Genomic DNA, 15,940 nt, shown 5'->3' with positions numbered 1-15,940 from the left:
CGCTCGGATCAAATTCCATTTCTCGGTGAGCGATGACGTCTTCCAGTCCCTCAAGGATTGGCACCTTAAGCCTACTTCTGATGCGATGTCACTTCACAGAAGCGCGCGCACTTTTTCCAGCAGCGCTGCGTTTACGGCAACACCTTCGGTTGCTGCCCGCTCGCGGCAGGTGCGGCGGCCGTCGCCCGGCAGGCGCGCGCCATGTTGGTCGCGGAACGAGGCAATCAGCTCGCCCAGCTTCTCGTGGAATGCCCCGCCCGAGGTCGCCTGCGGGTCAATCGCGATGAAGAACTGTCCAGTTTTCGGCGGGCCACCCGCGGTGCCCGAGAACGGGCTGGCGACAGAACCCAGCGTTGCGCCGGTCATCGCAGCGGCCATCAGCTCGACCGTCAGGGCGATGCCCACGCCTTTGTAGCCGCCCGATGGCACCATGGAGCCTTTCAGACCGGCCTCAGGGTCTGTGGTGGGCTGGCCGTCGGCGTCCAAAACCCAACCTTCGGGCACGGGTTTACCTTCGCGGGCGTGTTTCATGACTTCGCTTTTGGCAATGGTGCTGGCGGACTGGTCGATCAGAAGCGCTGCGTTTCCATCCGCATCAGGGGCCGAAATCGAGAACGGGTTGGTACCGATAACCGGCTTTGCCCCACCCGACGGCGCGATCGAGGCCGGCGCGTTGGTGAACCCGATCCCCATCAGGCCTGCCTGCGCCAGACGCTGGGTATGCACCCCCAGAACACCGCAGTTATACGAGTTGTTGATGGCCAGAACCGCAACACCTTGCTCGCGCGCCAGCGGGATCAGCTTTTCGAACCCCAGATCAATCGCGCTGTGGGCGAACCCGGTGACCGCGTCCACTGTGACGACTGCAGGGCGCGGCTGGGCAACGATAGGCTTGGCGGCTCCGTCAACCTTGCCGCATTCCACGTGCTGCGCATAGATCGGGATATAGGCCAACCCGTGCGAGGCGACGCCATCCGCTTCGGTCATTGCTGTCGCAACGGCAAGAGGGCGCGCATTTTCCTCGGATGTCCCGGCTTTGACAAGAGCGCGGAAGGCCAGATCTTCGATCTCGGCCAGACTCAGGGTTTCGGTGGCGGTCATTCTTCTTTTCCGTTCGTATCAATGTACCCCTTTTCGCAAGGGGCGAAGTTTCAGTCGTTGTCGCTGAGGCCCGCGCCAGCACCGCGCAAGCGGCTTTCTTCGGTCGCGGGTGCGAATGTGCGGTGGGCAAAGGCGCCGAGCCTGTTCCAGTCAACGTCGGACACCTCGGCGCGCAGGACCGGCTCGCGGCGGCCTGTCATCTCGGCCGGCGCGCTGAAGACCATCTTGTCCGCGTGGCGGGCCTCAAGCGCCTCGGGCGTGGCTTGCACACAGATCTGCCGCCCATCCGTTGCCAGACGCGCGCCCTGCCATTCGGCCGCAACCGGTACACCCAAACGCAGCGCAGCCCCTCCCATGAAAGGAACGGCCAGCAAGGGCAGGCTGACATTCTCCATGGTGATCGAGCCGCGATCCATCAAACGCACCGCGCAGTCGCTGAGCGAGGCCCCGGCGATCAGCGGGCTCATCCGACGGGTAGGAGCATGCCAGATCTCTGCGCTCAGCGAGACAGGTGAGACGTCAATCGACGGGATGCGGTCGTTCATCTCCAACAAGTCGGCCAGCAATTCGGCGCCTGAAAACCCAAACGCAGCCAGCCAGCGCGTTCCCTTGGCGGCCTCTTCGGCCAGACCCCAGGACAGGCCCGCACCGCGCGCGGCGCGTTTGCTCATAGCCTCAATTTCGTTCAGAGAGTGGCTCATGCAGCGGCCCCTTCACGTTCCGGGAAGACCCAAAAATCGGCGTTCTCAGATGTCAGTTCATGCGGCAGGGGCGCGTTGCCATACATGCAGATCCGCACCCAGCGATCCGAACGGGGATCGAACTTGGTCGCCCCGAAGAAGGACAGTTTGCAGCGCAGCATGTCGATGGGCAGCACCCGGTCCGAGATCGTGTTATCGCGGATCTCGGCATAGGGCGCGCGCCCCACGATCTGAACACGGCGCAGCACGTGGCGGTGTTCGGGGTGGCGCAACAGGAAATCGGCGACCTGTGCATCATCCGACCAATGGGCCAGCGCTTGAAAAAGCTGCGCTGCATCCCGACCGGGGGCCAAAGGTTGCTCGTATTCTTCGATCGGCTCTTCGAAGCGTTCGCCCAGACGCGGCTCCAGCTTTTCTTCCGAGACATACCAGGCGCGCGCCTTGCTGGCGGGGGTGGCCCAATCGGTCTCAATGGCCCAGCCGTATATATCCTTGAGAAGCGCCCGCAGGTCGCCAATCTTCATCGCTCCGGCGATGCGGAACGTGGCGGTGTTATCCGCCGCCATACCTTCGGCAAAGGCATCAACCAATGCCCCATAGGGTTCCAGCATCAGCGAGGCAATCCACTCTTGACCCTCAAGGGTCAGCGACTGCTCGGCCCAGGTATAAAGCGCATCCCATGGGTGATCCGCGCCAAGATCCGCACTGGAGAGATAGTCCTGCAGCTTAGCGATATCGGCCCGCAGGGCGGCGAGTTTCTCGATCTGGATCGGGTGTTCGGACTGCCAGGTCTCGACGATCTGCATATTGCGCAGCAGCACATCACGGAACATCGTAATTTCCGCATCGCTGGCCTTTTCAACACCACGCACGACCTGAATTGCGCCTTCCCGTGCCGCCATCCAGTTGTTGAACAGCACCGGGTGGTTCAGCAAAAACGGCGCCATCCCCAGACCGGTTGAGTTTCCAATCCCCATCGAACGCGCGATCCCGGCATCCAGCTTCGCGGCCTGCGCACCGTTGGCTGCGGCGCGAGTATCAGCCATATATTGCACCAGATCGGTCACGAACCAGCGGGTCAGGTAGACCGACAGCATCTCAACCTGGAACGGAGCACGGAATTCCGGACGGTCGGCAATCATTTCGCGATCCGCAGCGCCCAGCTTGCCGGATCCGTAAACCGCAGTGGTCCGCATCAGGTAGCCCACGGCGTCAATCTTATCGGTCGAGGGCTGGCGGCCTTCGGCCAATTCGCTCACCACATGCTCCCACAAACGCACGGAGCGGTTGGCGCGGGAAACTGACAGTTCAGACCCGGTCACGCGCCCAGCTTCCTGAACGGGAATATTGTGCGAAAGACGCTCGATATCGGCGTCGGAGGGCACACCGTCAAACAGGGTGAAGGTGGCATCCCAGGCCTCGGCGATCACCCGGTCCGAGCGTTTTTCGGGCGGCAGATCATGGGCATACGCGATCAGGGAGTAGGACCGCTCAGGCCCATGCGCGGTATAGACGGCATGGCCAACGCCGATGCTGTCAATCTCGAACGCAGTTTTTTCAAACCGCCAGTTTTCCCGAGCCAGTCGTCGCGTCAGGATACGCATGAACGAAAGGCGCGACTGATGCATGGAGCCAAGACGGGCAAGGCGCATCACCATATTCGGATCACGACGGGAAACGTCTGTCATTCGGTTGTGCCTCCTCAGGTGGTACTAATCTGGTCTTCTCCTGAAACCTTCAGGCGTTTTGGCAGGCCGGATGGTCCGGCCCAGCCATGGATCGCTTAGCTCTCTTTGCCCTTCGCCAGCGTGATGCGCAGCGCATCCCAAAGCGACGGTAGCAAGATCAGAGACACCGGAACAGCGGTCACCACGATAAAGCTCTGCAGCTTGGACACACCGCCCGATCCAACGGAGATCAGGATGATGGCCATAAGGCCCATCGCGATGCCCCAGAACACGCGCAGCGCTGCGGGTGGGTTGTTCTCGTTGCTCATGGTCGCAGAAATGACATAGCTCATCGAGTCGCCGGTGGTAGCAACAAAAATGGTCGTCAGGATCAGGAACAGGATCGAGATCACGAAGCCCATCGGCAGGTTGTTGGTGATCGCCAGCAGGGCGGCAGGCAGGTTGAATCCTTCGAACGCGGTGGCGATTGTGCCGGGGTTCTCAAGCTCCATGGCGACGCCGGTGCCACCGATGATGGTGAACCAAAAGTTGGTCACGATCGGCGCGATGATCGACAGCATGATGATGATCGAGCGGATCGAACGACCACGCGACACCCGAGCGATGAACATGGCCATCAGTGGGCCATAGCCCATGAACCAGCCCCAGAAGAACACGGTCCACCAGCCCAGCCAGCCAGGTTCGCCGAACAGACCGGCCTCACCCCGATAGAGTGCCATCTGGAAGAAGTTGCTCACGTAGGTGCCAAAGCCCGAGAAGAACGAGCCAAAGATGAACCCGGTCGGCCCTGCGATCAGAACAAACAACAGCAGGAAGGCCGCCAGGATCACGTTGACCTTGGACAGAACCTGAATACCACGCGACAGACCCGTCATAGCCGAGATCGTGTAGATCGCTGCCAGCCCGGCAATCACGGTCGCTTGCAGAGCAAACGTATCTGAAAAGCCGAACAAATCAGCCAGACCATAGCTGACCTGAAGACCCAGGAAGCCGATCGGACCAACCGTGCCCGCAACCACGGCGATGATCGAGGACGCATCCGCAATCAGGCCAATCGGCCCGTTGATCGCCTTGTCCCCGAAGACCGGGTACAACAGCGTGCGCGGCGCCAGCGGCAGGCCATTTTCATAGTGGTAGTGCATCAGCATGACCGTGGTCAGCGACCCCAGAATGGCCCATGCGAGGAAACCCCAATGCATGAAGCTCTGGGCAATGGCCGGGTTGACGGCCTCGGCCGTTGCCCCTTCACCACCGTAAAGCGGCGCGGGGTACAGGAAATGGGCAATCGGCTCACCCGCCGCCCAGAACACGCCGCCACCGGCCAGCAGTGTACACATGACCATTGAGCCCCACTGGAAGGTGGTGAACTCGGGCGCGGCCAGGCCGCCCATGATGGCGCGCCCACCGGGCAGTACGCACAGCAGCAGGCCGATCAGGAAGGTGGCGAGCAGCAGCACCTGCCAGTAAAGGCCAAAATAGGTGGCCGCGACATTGAAACCCCAATCCACGGCGCCAGAAAGGGCGTCCAGATCGACCAGTGCCGCGATGCAGAACAGCGCGATAAAACCGCCAGAGATCAGGAACAGCGGTTTGTTCACGCGGTTTTCCTGTACAGGGGCAGTGTTCAAAGATGCCTCAGACATCTCTCCTCCGTTAACATTAGTCAGGCCGTTTCTATCAGGAATGCGGCCATAGCTTCGTCGTTTAGCTGACCTGCATCAGGCGAGCGGTTTGAAGTTCTCGTCAAAAAAGCGGTACCAGTTGCCTCCCATGATCCCGTCAACCTCATCGTCATTCATGCCGGTGGCATGTAGGCCTGCCCGGATGTTGCCGAAGTCACGGTTGTCATTGAACCAACCCGGCATGGGCGGGAAACCGGGGGCCGAGGCTGAGCCTTCGCCATAGTCGATTTCCTTGGTCCAGCGACCGACGCGCATCCATTCCACGATACTGTCGGGCTGGTCCTGACACAGGTCGGTGCCGATACCCAGATGCTGCGCTCCGTATTTGTCCGCCGTGCGTGCGATCATCTCGCAAAAGCTTTCCAGCGTGCAGTCGGACTTGTCTTTCAGGTGGTGCGGGTAGACCGAGAAACCCAGCATGCCGCCGTTTTCCGTCACCGCTCGGATCACCGCGTCTCGCTTGTTGCGCAGGGCGGGCGACCAGTCATAGGGGTTCGCGTGGGTGATGGCGATGGGACGTTCCGAGATCTCAGCCGCCTCAATGGTCGAGCGGTCGGCCGAGTGGCTCATGTCGACAACAAGGCCCACACGGTTCATCTCTTTGATGACCTGTTTGCCCATGCGGGTGATGCCTGAATCCTCGGCCTCATAGCAGCCGGTCGCCAGCAACGACTGGTTGTTATAGGTCAGCTGCATGAACCGCGCGCCCAGCGTGTGCAGGATCTCGATCAGGCCGATATCGTCTTCCATCGGGCTTGGGTTCTGGAACCCGAAGAACACCGCTGTCCGGCCGGTTTCCCGCGCTTTGTCGATGTCGCTGGCCCACTGCCCTTTAATGATCAAGTCCGGGTATTGTTCGAACCAGCGGTTCCACTGTTCGAAGTTCAAAACCGTTTCACGAAAGTTCTCATGATAGGCGATGGTGACGTGGATCGCGTCCACGCCCCCCTCGCGCAACTGGCGGAAAACCTTTTCCGACCAGTTCACATATTGCAGGCAATCGATCAGCATCAGACGGGGCCTGCGCTGATATAGGCGGTTTTGACCGTGGTGTAGAATTCGGCCGCGGCCTTGCCCTGCTCACGCGGACCGTACGAGCTGTCACCACGACCACCGAAGGGCACGTGATAGTCGGTGCCTGCGGTGGGCAGGTTCACGGTGACAACACCGGTGCGCGCGTTGCGGCGGAAGTGCGTGGCGCGGGCCAGCGACTTGGTCACGATGCCCGAAGTCAGGCCAAAGTTGGTGTCGTTGACCACGCTCAGCGCTTCGTCATAGCTGCCAACCTTGATGACGCTGGTCAGCGGCGCGAACATTTCCTCGCGGTTGATGCGCATGTCGTTGGTGGTGTTCAGGAACACGCCGGGCGACATGTAGTACCCGTCATGCGGCATCTCGAGACGCGCACCGCCACAGGCCAGTTCCGCGCCCTCGGACTTGCCCAGATCGACATAGGCCAGGTTTTCGCTCAACTGCTGCTGGCTGACGACGGGGCCCATCTGAACGCCCTCTTCCAGCGCGTGGCCCACTTTCATCGCTTGCGCACCCGCAACGAGCTTTTCGACAAAGGCGTCATGAATGGCAGAGTGGACCACGAGACGCGAGGACGCCGTGCATTTCTGACCTGTGCCACCGAACGCACCGCCCAGAGCCAGCGTTACCGCCAGATCCAGATCGGCATCGTCCATAACGGCCAGAGCGTTCTTCGAGCCCATTTCCATCTGGACCTTGGTCAGGTTCTGGATGGCGGCAGCGGCGATACCTTTACCGACCGGAACCGACCCGGTAAAGGAAATCGCGTTGACCTTGGGGCTTTCCACCAGACGTTGACCAATGGAGCGGCCCGAGCCCATGACCAGGCTGAAAAGACCTTTGGGGACGTCCTGGCGGTTGATGATCTCGGTCAGTGCCACAGCAGAGGCCGGGGTGATGTTGGCGGGCTTCCAAACAACCGCGTTGCCATAGCACAGAGCCGGAGCGATCTTCCACGACGCGGTTGCGGTGGGGAAGTTCCACGGGCTGATGATGGCCACAACGCCAACGGCCTCACGGCGAACGTCCACCTCGATGTCGGGGCGCACGGAATCGGCGTTCTCACCGATTTGACGCAGGCATTCGGCGGCGTAGTAGGTAAAGAACTGACCGGCGCGGAACACTTCGCCTTTGCCTTCGGCCAGCGGCTTGCCTTCTTCGCGGCTCAGCAGCGTGCCCAGTTCCTCGGCGCGGGCCATCAGCTCATTGCCGATCGCGTTAAGAACAGCCTGCTTGCGCTCCAGCCCATAGGCGGCCCACTCACGCTGAGCGGCACGCGCCTGATCCAATGTTGCCTCAAGCTGATCCGCGCTGGCCTGTGCAAACATGCCGACCAGATCGCTCAGGTCCGATGGGTTGCGGTTTTCGATCTCACCTTCACCGGTGACCCACTCACCAGCGATCAGGTTCTTTTGAATGTCAGCCATAGCCGTTTGCCCCATAGAGAATTTGCTGAGCGGGTATGGACTCTTTTTTGACAATCAATCAAACTAAAATTATTGAAGTTTACTTCAGCAAGATTGAAGCTTCCAACATGACACTCAAGATCGAAATGCTTCGCGGCTTTGTCGCGGTCGCTCGCACCGGTAACCTGACGGACGCGGCCGTTGTCCTGAAACGCACCCCGTCGGCGGTGTCGATGATGCTCAAGCAGTTTGAGACACATCTGGGCGAACCTCTGTTTGAGACGGACCGCAAGAACAAGCTGACAGCGTTGGGTGAGTTCGTGTTCGAGCAATCGCAGCTGGAATTGCAGCACTTCGACAATACGGTTCGGGCCATCGAAAACTTTGCCGATGCCAGTATGGGACATGTCAGAATTGCCACGGTTCCATCGGTGGCAGGCACGATCATACCACGCGTTTTTTCCAGAAATACCAAGGCTTACGAGAAAGTGAGGGTAGAACTGCGCGACATGGATTCCAAGTCCGTCCTGCACGAGCTGTCGCGGGGGCGCATTGATATCGGCATCGCGACACTGCGCGGGAACGGGTCGGGCCTGCACAGTCAGCTTTTGCTGACCGACAGGTTCGGCGTGCTGCTGACCCCGGACCACCCACTAGCCAGTGAAATGGGCCCCATCGACTGGGACGCGCTTGAGAATGAGCAGCTGATCGCCAACAGCCTGTCCGAAAGCATCCCCGGGCCCGAGGCGGAAAAACTGCACGCGGGCTCTCGGTTTTCGGCACATAACATCACCTCTATTCTGGGCATGGTCCGGGCCGGGATCGGGGTCACACTTCTGCCTGAGATGGCGGCAATTTCGGCCGGGCAATCCGATCTGGTGTTCCGCCCTCTGGCGGATAGGACCGCTAAACGGCAAATTCACCTGATACGCAAGGCTGATTCTGCGCTGTCGCCCGCTGCCCGGAGACTGGAAAATGACATCCTCGAAACTGTCGAGGACCTAGTGAAAGAGCAACGCTCATGAAAGATCAGGTCGAGAAAATTTCGCTGGGCATCCTGATCTTTCCAGGGTTCCCGATGGCATGTCTGACATCCTGTATCGAACCGCTGCGCGCGGCGAATGAGATCTCGGGGCAGGAGGCGTTCAGCTGGCATGTCATTGCGGAGCAAGACCAACCGATCCAATCCTCAGCTGGGGTCACCTTTTTCCCCGACTACACCCTGGCCGACGCCCAATCCCTGACGCATCTGCTGTTTGCCTCAAGCCCGAACAGTGTGTTCGACACCCCCTCCAAGGCGAATGCAGCGCTTCAGCGTCTGATGCGGAACAAGACCCGTATCGGCGCAATCAGCGGCGGTATCTTTCCCCTTGCCCGCACACGGCTGACCGGTGACAACCCTCTGTCGGTGCATTGGTGTTACGAGGCCGCGTTTCAGGCCGAATTTCCCGAAATCCCCATCCACGGCACGGTGATCTGCGAAGAAGGCGCCTTTAGCACAATCTCTGGCGCGTCTGCCGTGTTCGATCACATGCTGGCCTTGATCGAAAAACGCTTGGGCGGTGATGTCATGGCCGAGGTCGCCTGCTGGTTCCAGCATCCCTTCATTCGCAGCGGGACCGTTACGCAAAAGGTGCCCGCAATCTCAACCGCGCAAAGTCAGGACCTTTTGCCAAAACAGGTTGCAAAGGCCATTCAGCATTTTGCGGAACATATCGAAAACCCCATCCAGATCAGCGAAGTTGCCGATGCCGTGGGCCTTTCTGCGCGATCACTGGAGCGGAGCTTTAAAAAGGCCACGGGGCACAGCCCGTTGACCTACTACCGGCGGATGCGGATGAATCAGGCGCGGCAATTGGTACTTTATACGAACGACCCGATTGCCGAGGTCGCCTATATGGTGGGCTATTCCACGCCGGGTGCCTTCATGCGGCACTATCGTGAGACGTTTGGAGTCACGCCGATCAGTGACCGGCGTGCCAAGAACTCAATGCGGGTGGGCAGCGACGATGTGCTGCCCTCGGGCTAGGGTCAAGCGATGGATTTCGCGGCGGCCAACAGGCCGTGATGCAGCGATGCCGCCGAAGAGCGCGGGCCAAGAACAGCCATGTGATCCTCGGCCACGCGCCACAGGAAGACACCTAGATGCTCCGCCGTTGTACGGATCGCTGCGCCCGACCCCATCGTGCGGACCGGCGCGTTGCTGAGCCGTTCGAACAGATCGCATAGGGCCGCGCCCTGTACGTCGAAACGGCACCAGCCATCCGTTTGCTCGGATACCGATGCGGTGTCACCGACGATCTGCTTCAACTCCGCGGCAAGCAATTCGTGACTGTCATGGGGCGCCATGACCATCCATTGCTCGGGCCCCATCCAGAGCGCGGCATAAGGGGCGGCCTGTGCGGATTGCCCAACCTCGGGCAAGTTTAGGCCGATCTTGTCGGCTAGTGCCTTTTGCACGGCACCGGCCTGATCGTTGCGGGCCGCGACGGACGCCAGCGCCTGATCCACGACCTCTGTGATAGTGATCGAACCGATCGTATCGATACGCGGCGTGTCGCCGCCCAGCGGAGTGATGGGTTTCAGTTTATGCACGAAGCTTCTCCCCTTCCGGGTCCACGAAATGAGCGCTGACGATTTCTACCAGGACCTCTTGGCCTTCCAGCGGGTTCACCAGACGCAGTTTTTCACCCATCCGGTCAAAGCCACCTTTGACAAAACCGAGCCCGATAGAACTTTCCAGAATTGGCGAATAAGCAGCCGAGGTGACATAGCCCTGATCATGGGCCGCATCGACCGGGCCAGTGGCGTTCATCAGATGTCCGCCCGCCGTAACGGTCTCGTTCGCGTCCACTGGTTTCAGCCCCACCAGAGCCAATGCGTCCGGAGTGTTCAGCCCCTCCCGACGGCTTAGAACGTTGCCGATGCAGTCCTTTTTAGCGCTGACCATGCGCGCCATGCCAAGGTTCAGTGCTGTGGTCGTGCCGTTCAGCTCGTTGCCGGTTGAATGACCCTTTTCGATCCGCATGACGCCCAAAGCCTCAGTGCCGTAGGGCACCACGTCGAACTCTTCGCCCGCCTCCATCAGCGCGCGCATCAGCCCGTCGCCATAGCGCGTGGGCACCGCGATTTCATAGGCCAACTCGCCCGAGAACGAGATCCGGAACAGCCGGGCCCGCAGGCCACCGCAGACGGTGATCTCACCGCAGCCCATGAAGGGGAACGCCTCGTTCGAGATGTCAAACTCAGGGTCCACGATCTTTTGCAGAAGTTTACGGCTGTTGGGACCGGCCACGGCATATTGCGCCCAGGCCTCGGTGGTCGAGATCAGCTGCACGTCCATATCCGGGCACAGGCATTGGCGGACGAATTCCATATTGCGATAGACCAGAACCGCGTTGGCGGTGGTGGTGGTCACGACGAAATGGTCCTCGGCAAACCGCGCGGCGGTACCGTCGTCATAGGCAATGCCATCCTCGCGCAGCATCAGGCCATAGCGCACCTTGCCCACGGGCAGTTTGGCGAACGCGTTAGAGTAGACCATGTTCAGGAAAGCCGCAGCATCCGCGCCCTGCACGTCGATCTTGCCCAGTGTCGTCACATCGCACACACCGACCGAGTTTCTTGTCTGCAGCACCTCGCGGTCCACCGATTGGCGCCAATGGGTTTCACCCTTGCGCGGGAACCATTGGGCGCGCAGCCAATTGCCAACCTCGACAAACACAGCACCCTGTTCCTCGGCCCATTTGTGGCTGGGCGTCAGGCGGGTCGGGTGGAAATCTTTGCCCACCGCACGGCCACCGAAAGCACCCATCGCCACCGGCGTATAAGGCGGGCGGAAGATGGTTGTGCCGGTGTCCTGAATGGACTTGCCGGTCAGCTCGGCCATAGCCGCCAAGGCACCCACGTTCGAGGTCTTGCCCTGATCGGTTGCCATGCCCAGCGTGGTATAGCGCTTGAGATGCTCGACCGAGGTGAAGTTCTCTTGGTGTGCCAGCTTGACGTCTTTGACGGTCACGTCGTTCTGGTAATCCAGCCATGCGCGCTTTGCGCCTTTGACGTGCCAGAACGGGCTGATCGAGACCGGCGCATCGGCTGCAGCGGGCAGATCAGCGGGGGATGCCGTGATGCCGAGATCGCCCAGAGCGGATACCGCTGCCGCCGCGCCACCTTGCAGCGCCGCGTCGGTGGTCATCTCTCCCTTGGCCGCGCCTGCCACGATCTGACCGACGGGTAGGCCTTCGCCTGGAACAAAGGCGTGGATATCCGCGTTCCAGACCGGGCGACCGCGCTGATGGCAGGTCAGGCCCAGGTTGGGGTTCCAGCCGCCGGACATCGCCAACGCCTCGCAGTAGAGATCCGTTGTATAGCCTTTCTCGGTGCGCACCTGCACCGAGGTCAGACCCAAGCGACCCGAGGTATTGATGATCTCGGCCCCTTTCAGAACCTCGGTGCCCTCCACATCCGCAGCATCCGCGCGTGTATCAACAATGGCCGGGACCTTAATACCCTGCGCCATCAGATCGCGTGCTGTCTGGTGCGCGTCGTCATTGTTGGCAAAAACCACAACCGATTGCGCAGGCGTCGCGGCCCAGCGGTTGGCGTAGGACCGAACCGCTCCGGCCAGAAGGATGCCGGGCCGGTCGTTATTTTCAAACGCGATGGGACGTTCGATGGCCCCGGTCGCGATCAGCGCGCGCTTGGAGTAGATGCGCCACAGGGTCTGGCGGGGTTTGTCTGCTTCGGGCGCGATCTGGTGATCCGCGTTGCGTTCGACCGCACCATAAATACCGTGGTCGTAGGCCCCGAAGACGGTTGTACGCGGCATCACCCGTACGTTGTTCATCGACGCCAGCTCGGCCAGAGCCTGATCGACCCAGTCCGCGCCAGAGATATCGGCCAAAGCGCCAGCCTCAGCAATCAGACGCCCACCCATGCGGAAGTCTTCATCCGCCAAAATGACCTGAGCGCCCGCACGTCCTGCGGTCAGCGCCGCCGCCAGACCAGTCGGACCCGCGCCGATGATCAGCAGATCGCAATGTAGGAAGCCCTTGTCGTAAAGATCGGGATCATCCTCACCCGTCAGGCTACCCAGACCGGCGGCCTTGCGAATGATCGGCTCATACAGCTTTTCCCAGAACGCCTTGGGCCACATGAAGGTCTTGTAGTAAAACCCCGCGGTCAGGAAGTTCGAGAACCGGTCATTGATCGCCATGAAATCGCGTTCCAGCGACGGCCAGCGGTTCTGGGAATTGGCGCTCAGCCCGTCGTACAACTCGGCCACGGTGGCGCGGGTGTTCGGCTCCTGCCGCCCACCAGAGCGTAGTTCGACGAGGGCGTTCGGCTCTTCGCTGCCCGCGGTTAGGGGGCCGCGCGGGCGATGGTATTTGAACGACCGGCCCATCAGGCGCACGCCATTGGCCAACAAGGCCGAAGCCAGCGTGTCGCCCTCATAGCCCCGATAGGACTTGCCATCGAAGGTGAAGCTGAGGCTGGTGTCGCGGTTGATCAGCCCGCCATTCAGTCGATTGCTCTGTGTCATTGTGCAGCCTTCCCTGCCGCTTTGGCCGCGTCACGGGCCAGTTCGACCTTCAGGATTTCGTGGGTCAGCGTGTTGCGCGTGACCACCAGCCACGACCGGTCGCCCTGTTCGTGATACCAAAGCTCGCGATGCTCGCCCGCCGGGTTGTCACGCAGGTAGAGGTAGTCGTGAAACGCTTGCACCGCGTCCTCGGCCTGCCAGTCAGGACGATTGATCAGCGATGCATCGCCCAGATAGGTGAACTCCTGCGCGTCGCGCGGGCCAAGCAGGGGGTGATTGATCAGCATGCTTCGACCTCCGACCCTTTGTGAATGATATTGATGTCGCGAACGCGCTGCATCCACTTGGCGCGCAGCTCTTCGCTGGTGACGCCCATGTCATAAGCGGGCGTGGCCAGAGGCTTGCACGCCGTTACCTTGATGACCACGAAACCCGAAAACATCGGCTCAAGCTCGGGCCAGCGGTTGGTATAGGCTGGGCGCAACGACGGGTAGCGCGTATCGTCGCGCGGTACATAGCTGGCCTCACCCTGGATCAGGACGCCCCGACGGGTCAGGATGTCGATGAAGTTAACCTCAACCTGCGGACGCACCGCAATATTGGCCAGAGTGTCCGGAGACCGCATTTCTGCAAAGCTGATCTTGGTATCATCATGGGTCACAAACGCACCCTTGGGCGAGACATTCGGGTTCCCTTCGGCATCCGCTGTGGCGACAAAGCCAAGATGCCAGTTTTCGATCAGATCGCGTGCAAACTTGTTGATCATAGCGATGGTCCTCAGTGCAGGTTCGGCTGGGCGCCCTGCCCTTTTTCGTCGATCATGTGACCGGTCATGAACCGATCCAGCCGGTAGGCCGTAGCGGTTTCATGCGGACGGTCGGTTTTCAGAAGATGCGCAAAGCAATAGCCAGAGGCCGGCGTTGCCTTGAACCCCCCGTAACACCATCCGCCATTGAAATAGAGCCCGTCTATATGCGTCTTGTCGATAAACGGTGAGCCGTCCATCGACATATCCATGATCCCGCCCCAACTGCGTAGCAGGCGCGCACGCCCAAGTGCCGGGATCAGCGCCATACCGCTTTCGATCACGTCCTCAACCACGGGCAGGTTCCCGCGTTGGGCGTAAGTGTTGTACATGTCGATGTCGCCACCGAAGACCAGACCGCCCTTGTCGGACTGGCTGCAGTAGAAGTGCCCTGCACCATAGGTGATGACACCGTCGATGAATGGCTTCAGACCCTCGGAGACGAAGGCCTGCAACACGTGGCTTTCGATCGGCAGGCGCATCCCTGCCATCTCCATCACGCGGCTGGAACTGCCCGCGACAGAAACACCCACCTTTTTGGCCCCAATGAAGCCACGGGTGGTCTCGACACCAAGAACCTTGCCGTTTTCAATGCGGAAACCCGTCACTTCACAATTCTGAATGATATCCACGCCGCGCATGTCCGCGCCGCGTGCGTATCCCCACGCCACCGCGTCGTGGCGCACGGTGCCGCCGCGACGGTGTAGCAGGCCACCTTTGATCGGGAACCGGGCGTCATCAAAATTCAGGAACGGGTACATGGCGCGGACGCCTTCGGTATCCAGCAGCTCGGCGTCTGATCCGTTCAGGATCATCGCATTGCCCCGCCGCCGCGCCGCATCCCGTTGTGCATCGGTGTGGACCAGGTTCAGAATACCGCGCTGGCTGACCATGGCGTTATAGTTGAAGTCCTGTTCGAGGTTTTCCCACAGCTTCAGCGAGAACTCGTAGAATGGCTCATTCCCGTCCAGCAGGTAGTTTGAGCGGATGATCGTCGTGTTCCGGCCCACATTGCCGCCACCGATCCAGCCCTTTTCCAGTACCGCGATACGCGCGGCACCGAATTCCTTGGCCAGATAGTAGGCTGTGGCCAATCCGTGGCCACCACCGCCCACGATCACATAGTCATAAGCATCCGCAGGCTCTGGGTCGCGCCATTGCGGACCCCAGCCCTTGTGGCCGGTTAGGGCCTCTTTGAAAAGTCGCAGCGCCGAGAATCGCATGTAGGCTCCTATTCGTTGCAGCTTACTTTATGCACCCGGGTTGCCCACATTTTCAGTGTCGATTTCGGACAGAAGCTATCTCAGATGCGACAGATGCCATCAGAGAGCCGCCGTTTTGGCGTTTCAAGCTCTACCAGCGGCCCGAAGTGCTTTAAGTAAGTTCTCCTTATCTTTTTTTCATTGTTCGTCATTATTCTTTACCGTTTTGAGAATCACGGCTACGACACCCCAAAGCGCGACACAGGAGGAGCGAGACATGTTCGACGCCAGCACCACGCATAAAGTTGCTTTGGGAGTGATCGGTGCGGATTGCCACGCCGTAGGCAACAAGATCCTCGACAGCCTGCTGACCCGGGCCGGGATCGAGGTCGTAAACCTCGGCGTCATGGTCAGCCAAGCTGAGTTCGTTGCTGCGGCCCTTGCTGAAAAAGCCGATGCGATCCTGGTCTCATCCATCTACGGGCACGGTGAGATCGACTGCAAGGGCCTACGCGACCGGTGCGAGGCTGCAGGGATCGGCAACATCCTGCTCTATGTCGGTGGCAACCTCGTGATCGGCAAACAGGATTTCTCGACCGTCGTCACCCGTTTCAAAGAGATGGGCTATGACCGCGTCTTCCCGGCCTCCGCCAATATCGACGAGGTCGTGGCGCTGCTGAAAGACGACATCGACATGAACCGCCTTCCGAACATCGGCCACAACTCGGGCGCTTTCGCATCTGGGTTCGCCGATTGGGCCGCAATTTAGCAAAGACAGATG

14 protein-coding genes are annotated in these 15,940 nt (G+C 60.4%); 3 read left to right on the top strand and 11 right to left on the bottom strand.

Annotated elements, in window-relative coordinates; translation table 11 throughout:
- Positions 1-93 precede the first annotated feature (93 nt).
- From ACR0AI_RS06210 to ACR0AI_RS06185, 6 genes are all read right to left on the bottom strand, one after another.
- Positions 94-1,101, bottom strand: a complete 1,008-nt coding sequence (locus ACR0AI_RS06210; RefSeq protein WP_480672453.1) for an Ldh family oxidoreductase — start codon at positions 1,099-1,101, stop codon at positions 94-96.
- Between the two features lie 50 nt (positions 1,102-1,151).
- Positions 1,152-1,802 (bottom strand): DUF3726 domain-containing protein, encoded by a 651-nt coding sequence (locus tag ACR0AI_RS06205; protein ID WP_480672451.1) that lies wholly within the window; start codon positions 1,800-1,802, stop codon positions 1,152-1,154.
- The gene (locus ACR0AI_RS06200; protein WP_480672449.1) at positions 1,799-3,490 is read right to left on the bottom strand and encodes a hypothetical protein; all 1,692 of its coding nucleotides are present in this window, start codon (positions 3,488-3,490) and stop codon (positions 1,799-1,801) included. Before ACR0AI_RS06200 ends, ACR0AI_RS06205 begins: the two co-directional genes overlap by 4 nt.
- A 95-nt stretch (positions 3,491-3,585) precedes the next feature.
- Positions 3,586-5,133 (bottom strand): BCCT family transporter, encoded by a 1,548-nt coding sequence (locus ACR0AI_RS06195; protein WP_480672447.1) that lies wholly within the window; start codon positions 5,131-5,133, stop codon positions 3,586-3,588.
- A gap of 75 nt (positions 5,134-5,208) precedes the next feature.
- Entirely contained in the window at positions 5,209-6,183 is a 975-nt protein-coding gene (locus ACR0AI_RS06190; RefSeq protein ID WP_480672445.1) for a membrane dipeptidase, read from the bottom strand.
- Positions 6,183-7,631, bottom strand: a complete 1,449-nt coding sequence (locus tag ACR0AI_RS06185; RefSeq protein WP_480672443.1) for an aldehyde dehydrogenase family protein — start codon at positions 7,629-7,631, stop codon at positions 6,183-6,185. The genes ACR0AI_RS06190 and ACR0AI_RS06185 overlap by 1 nt, the downstream gene beginning before the upstream one ends.
- A 107-nt stretch (positions 7,632-7,738) precedes the next feature.
- Between ACR0AI_RS06185 and ACR0AI_RS06180 the strand changes: the two genes are divergently transcribed.
- Positions 7,739-8,635, top strand: a complete 897-nt coding sequence (locus ACR0AI_RS06180; protein ID WP_480672441.1) for a LysR family transcriptional regulator — start codon at positions 7,739-7,741, stop codon at positions 8,633-8,635.
- Positions 8,632-9,639 (top strand): GlxA family transcriptional regulator, encoded by a 1,008-nt coding sequence (locus ACR0AI_RS06175; RefSeq protein ID WP_480672439.1) that lies wholly within the window; start codon positions 8,632-8,634, stop codon positions 9,637-9,639. The genes ACR0AI_RS06180 and ACR0AI_RS06175 overlap by 4 nt, the downstream gene beginning before the upstream one ends.
- A 2-nt stretch (positions 9,640-9,641) precedes the next feature.
- On the opposite strand, the gene ACR0AI_RS06170 is transcribed toward ACR0AI_RS06175, so the two are convergent.
- The 5 genes from ACR0AI_RS06170 to ACR0AI_RS06150 are packed head-to-tail and all read right to left on the bottom strand — an operon-like array spanning position 9,642 to position 15,180.
- Complete coding sequence (locus ACR0AI_RS06170; RefSeq protein WP_480672437.1) at positions 9,642-10,205, bottom strand: sarcosine oxidase subunit gamma; 564 nt, start codon at positions 10,203-10,205, stop codon at positions 9,642-9,644.
- Positions 10,198-13,152, bottom strand: a complete 2,955-nt coding sequence (locus ACR0AI_RS06165; protein ID WP_480672435.1) for a sarcosine oxidase subunit alpha family protein — start codon at positions 13,150-13,152, stop codon at positions 10,198-10,200. Before ACR0AI_RS06165 ends, ACR0AI_RS06170 begins: the two co-directional genes overlap by 8 nt.
- Positions 13,149-13,439, bottom strand: a complete 291-nt coding sequence (locus tag ACR0AI_RS06160; RefSeq protein WP_480672433.1) for a sarcosine oxidase subunit delta — start codon at positions 13,437-13,439, stop codon at positions 13,149-13,151. The genes ACR0AI_RS06165 and ACR0AI_RS06160 overlap by 4 nt, the downstream gene beginning before the upstream one ends.
- The gene (locus ACR0AI_RS06155) at positions 13,433-13,918 is read right to left on the bottom strand and encodes a pyridoxamine 5'-phosphate oxidase family protein (RefSeq protein ID WP_170378636.1); all 486 of its coding nucleotides are present in this window, start codon (positions 13,916-13,918) and stop codon (positions 13,433-13,435) included. The genes ACR0AI_RS06160 and ACR0AI_RS06155 overlap by 7 nt, the downstream gene beginning before the upstream one ends.
- A gap of 11 nt (positions 13,919-13,929) precedes the next feature.
- Positions 13,930-15,180, bottom strand: coding sequence for a sarcosine oxidase subunit beta family protein (locus ACR0AI_RS06150; RefSeq protein WP_480672431.1), 1,251 nt, complete (start codon positions 15,178-15,180; stop codon positions 13,930-13,932).
- Positions 15,181-15,436: 256 nt separating this feature from the next.
- Between ACR0AI_RS06150 and glmS the strand changes: the two genes are divergently transcribed.
- Positions 15,437-15,928, top strand: a complete 492-nt coding sequence (gene glmS / locus ACR0AI_RS06145) for a methylaspartate mutase subunit S (RefSeq protein ID WP_480672429.1) — start codon at positions 15,437-15,439, stop codon at positions 15,926-15,928.
- Positions 15,929-15,940: the final 12 nt, after the last annotated feature.

Source organism: Ruegeria sp. BG3, assembly GCF_056538485.1.
This window is presented reverse-complemented; position numbering and strand designations above follow the sequence as displayed.

What these genes read in the sequence shown, in the direction of transcription:
- ACR0AI_RS06210 (WP_480672453.1), bottom strand. Translation starts at nt 1,101, where the DNA reads ATGACCGCCACCGAAACCCTGAGTCTGGCCGAGATCGAAGATCTGGCC.
- ACR0AI_RS06205 (WP_480672451.1), bottom strand. Translation starts at nt 1,802, where the DNA reads ATGAGCCACTCTCTGAACGAAATTGAGGCTATGAGCAAACGCGCCGCG.
- ACR0AI_RS06200 (WP_480672449.1), bottom strand. Translation starts at nt 3,490, where the DNA reads ATGACAGACGTTTCCCGTCGTGATCCGAATATGGTGATGCGCCTTGCC.
- ACR0AI_RS06195 (WP_480672447.1), bottom strand. Translation starts at nt 5,133, where the DNA reads ATGTCTGAGGCATCTTTGAACACTGCCCCTGTACAGGAAAACCGCGTG.
- ACR0AI_RS06190 (WP_480672445.1), bottom strand. Translation starts at nt 6,183, where the DNA reads ATGCTGATCGATTGCCTGCAATATGTGAACTGGTCGGAAAAGGTTTTC.
- ACR0AI_RS06185 (WP_480672443.1), bottom strand. Translation starts at nt 7,631, where the DNA reads ATGGCTGACATTCAAAAGAACCTGATCGCTGGTGAGTGGGTCACCGGT.
- ACR0AI_RS06180 (WP_480672441.1), top strand. Translation starts at nt 7,739, where the DNA reads ATGACACTCAAGATCGAAATGCTTCGCGGCTTTGTCGCGGTCGCTCGC.
- ACR0AI_RS06175 (WP_480672439.1), top strand. Translation starts at nt 8,632, where the DNA reads ATGAAAGATCAGGTCGAGAAAATTTCGCTGGGCATCCTGATCTTTCCA.
- ACR0AI_RS06165 (WP_480672435.1), bottom strand. Translation starts at nt 13,152, where the DNA reads ATGACACAGAGCAATCGACTGAATGGCGGGCTGATCAACCGCGACACC.
- ACR0AI_RS06160 (WP_480672433.1), bottom strand. Translation starts at nt 13,439, where the DNA reads ATGCTGATCAATCACCCCCTGCTTGGCCCGCGCGACGCGCAGGAGTTC.
- ACR0AI_RS06155 (WP_170378636.1), bottom strand. Translation starts at nt 13,918, where the DNA reads ATGATCAACAAGTTTGCACGCGATCTGATCGAAAACTGGCATCTTGGC.
- ACR0AI_RS06150 (WP_480672431.1), bottom strand. Translation starts at nt 15,180, where the DNA reads ATGCGATTCTCGGCGCTGCGACTTTTCAAAGAGGCCCTAACCGGCCAC.
- glmS (WP_480672429.1), top strand. Translation starts at nt 15,437, where the DNA reads ATGTTCGACGCCAGCACCACGCATAAAGTTGCTTTGGGAGTGATCGGT.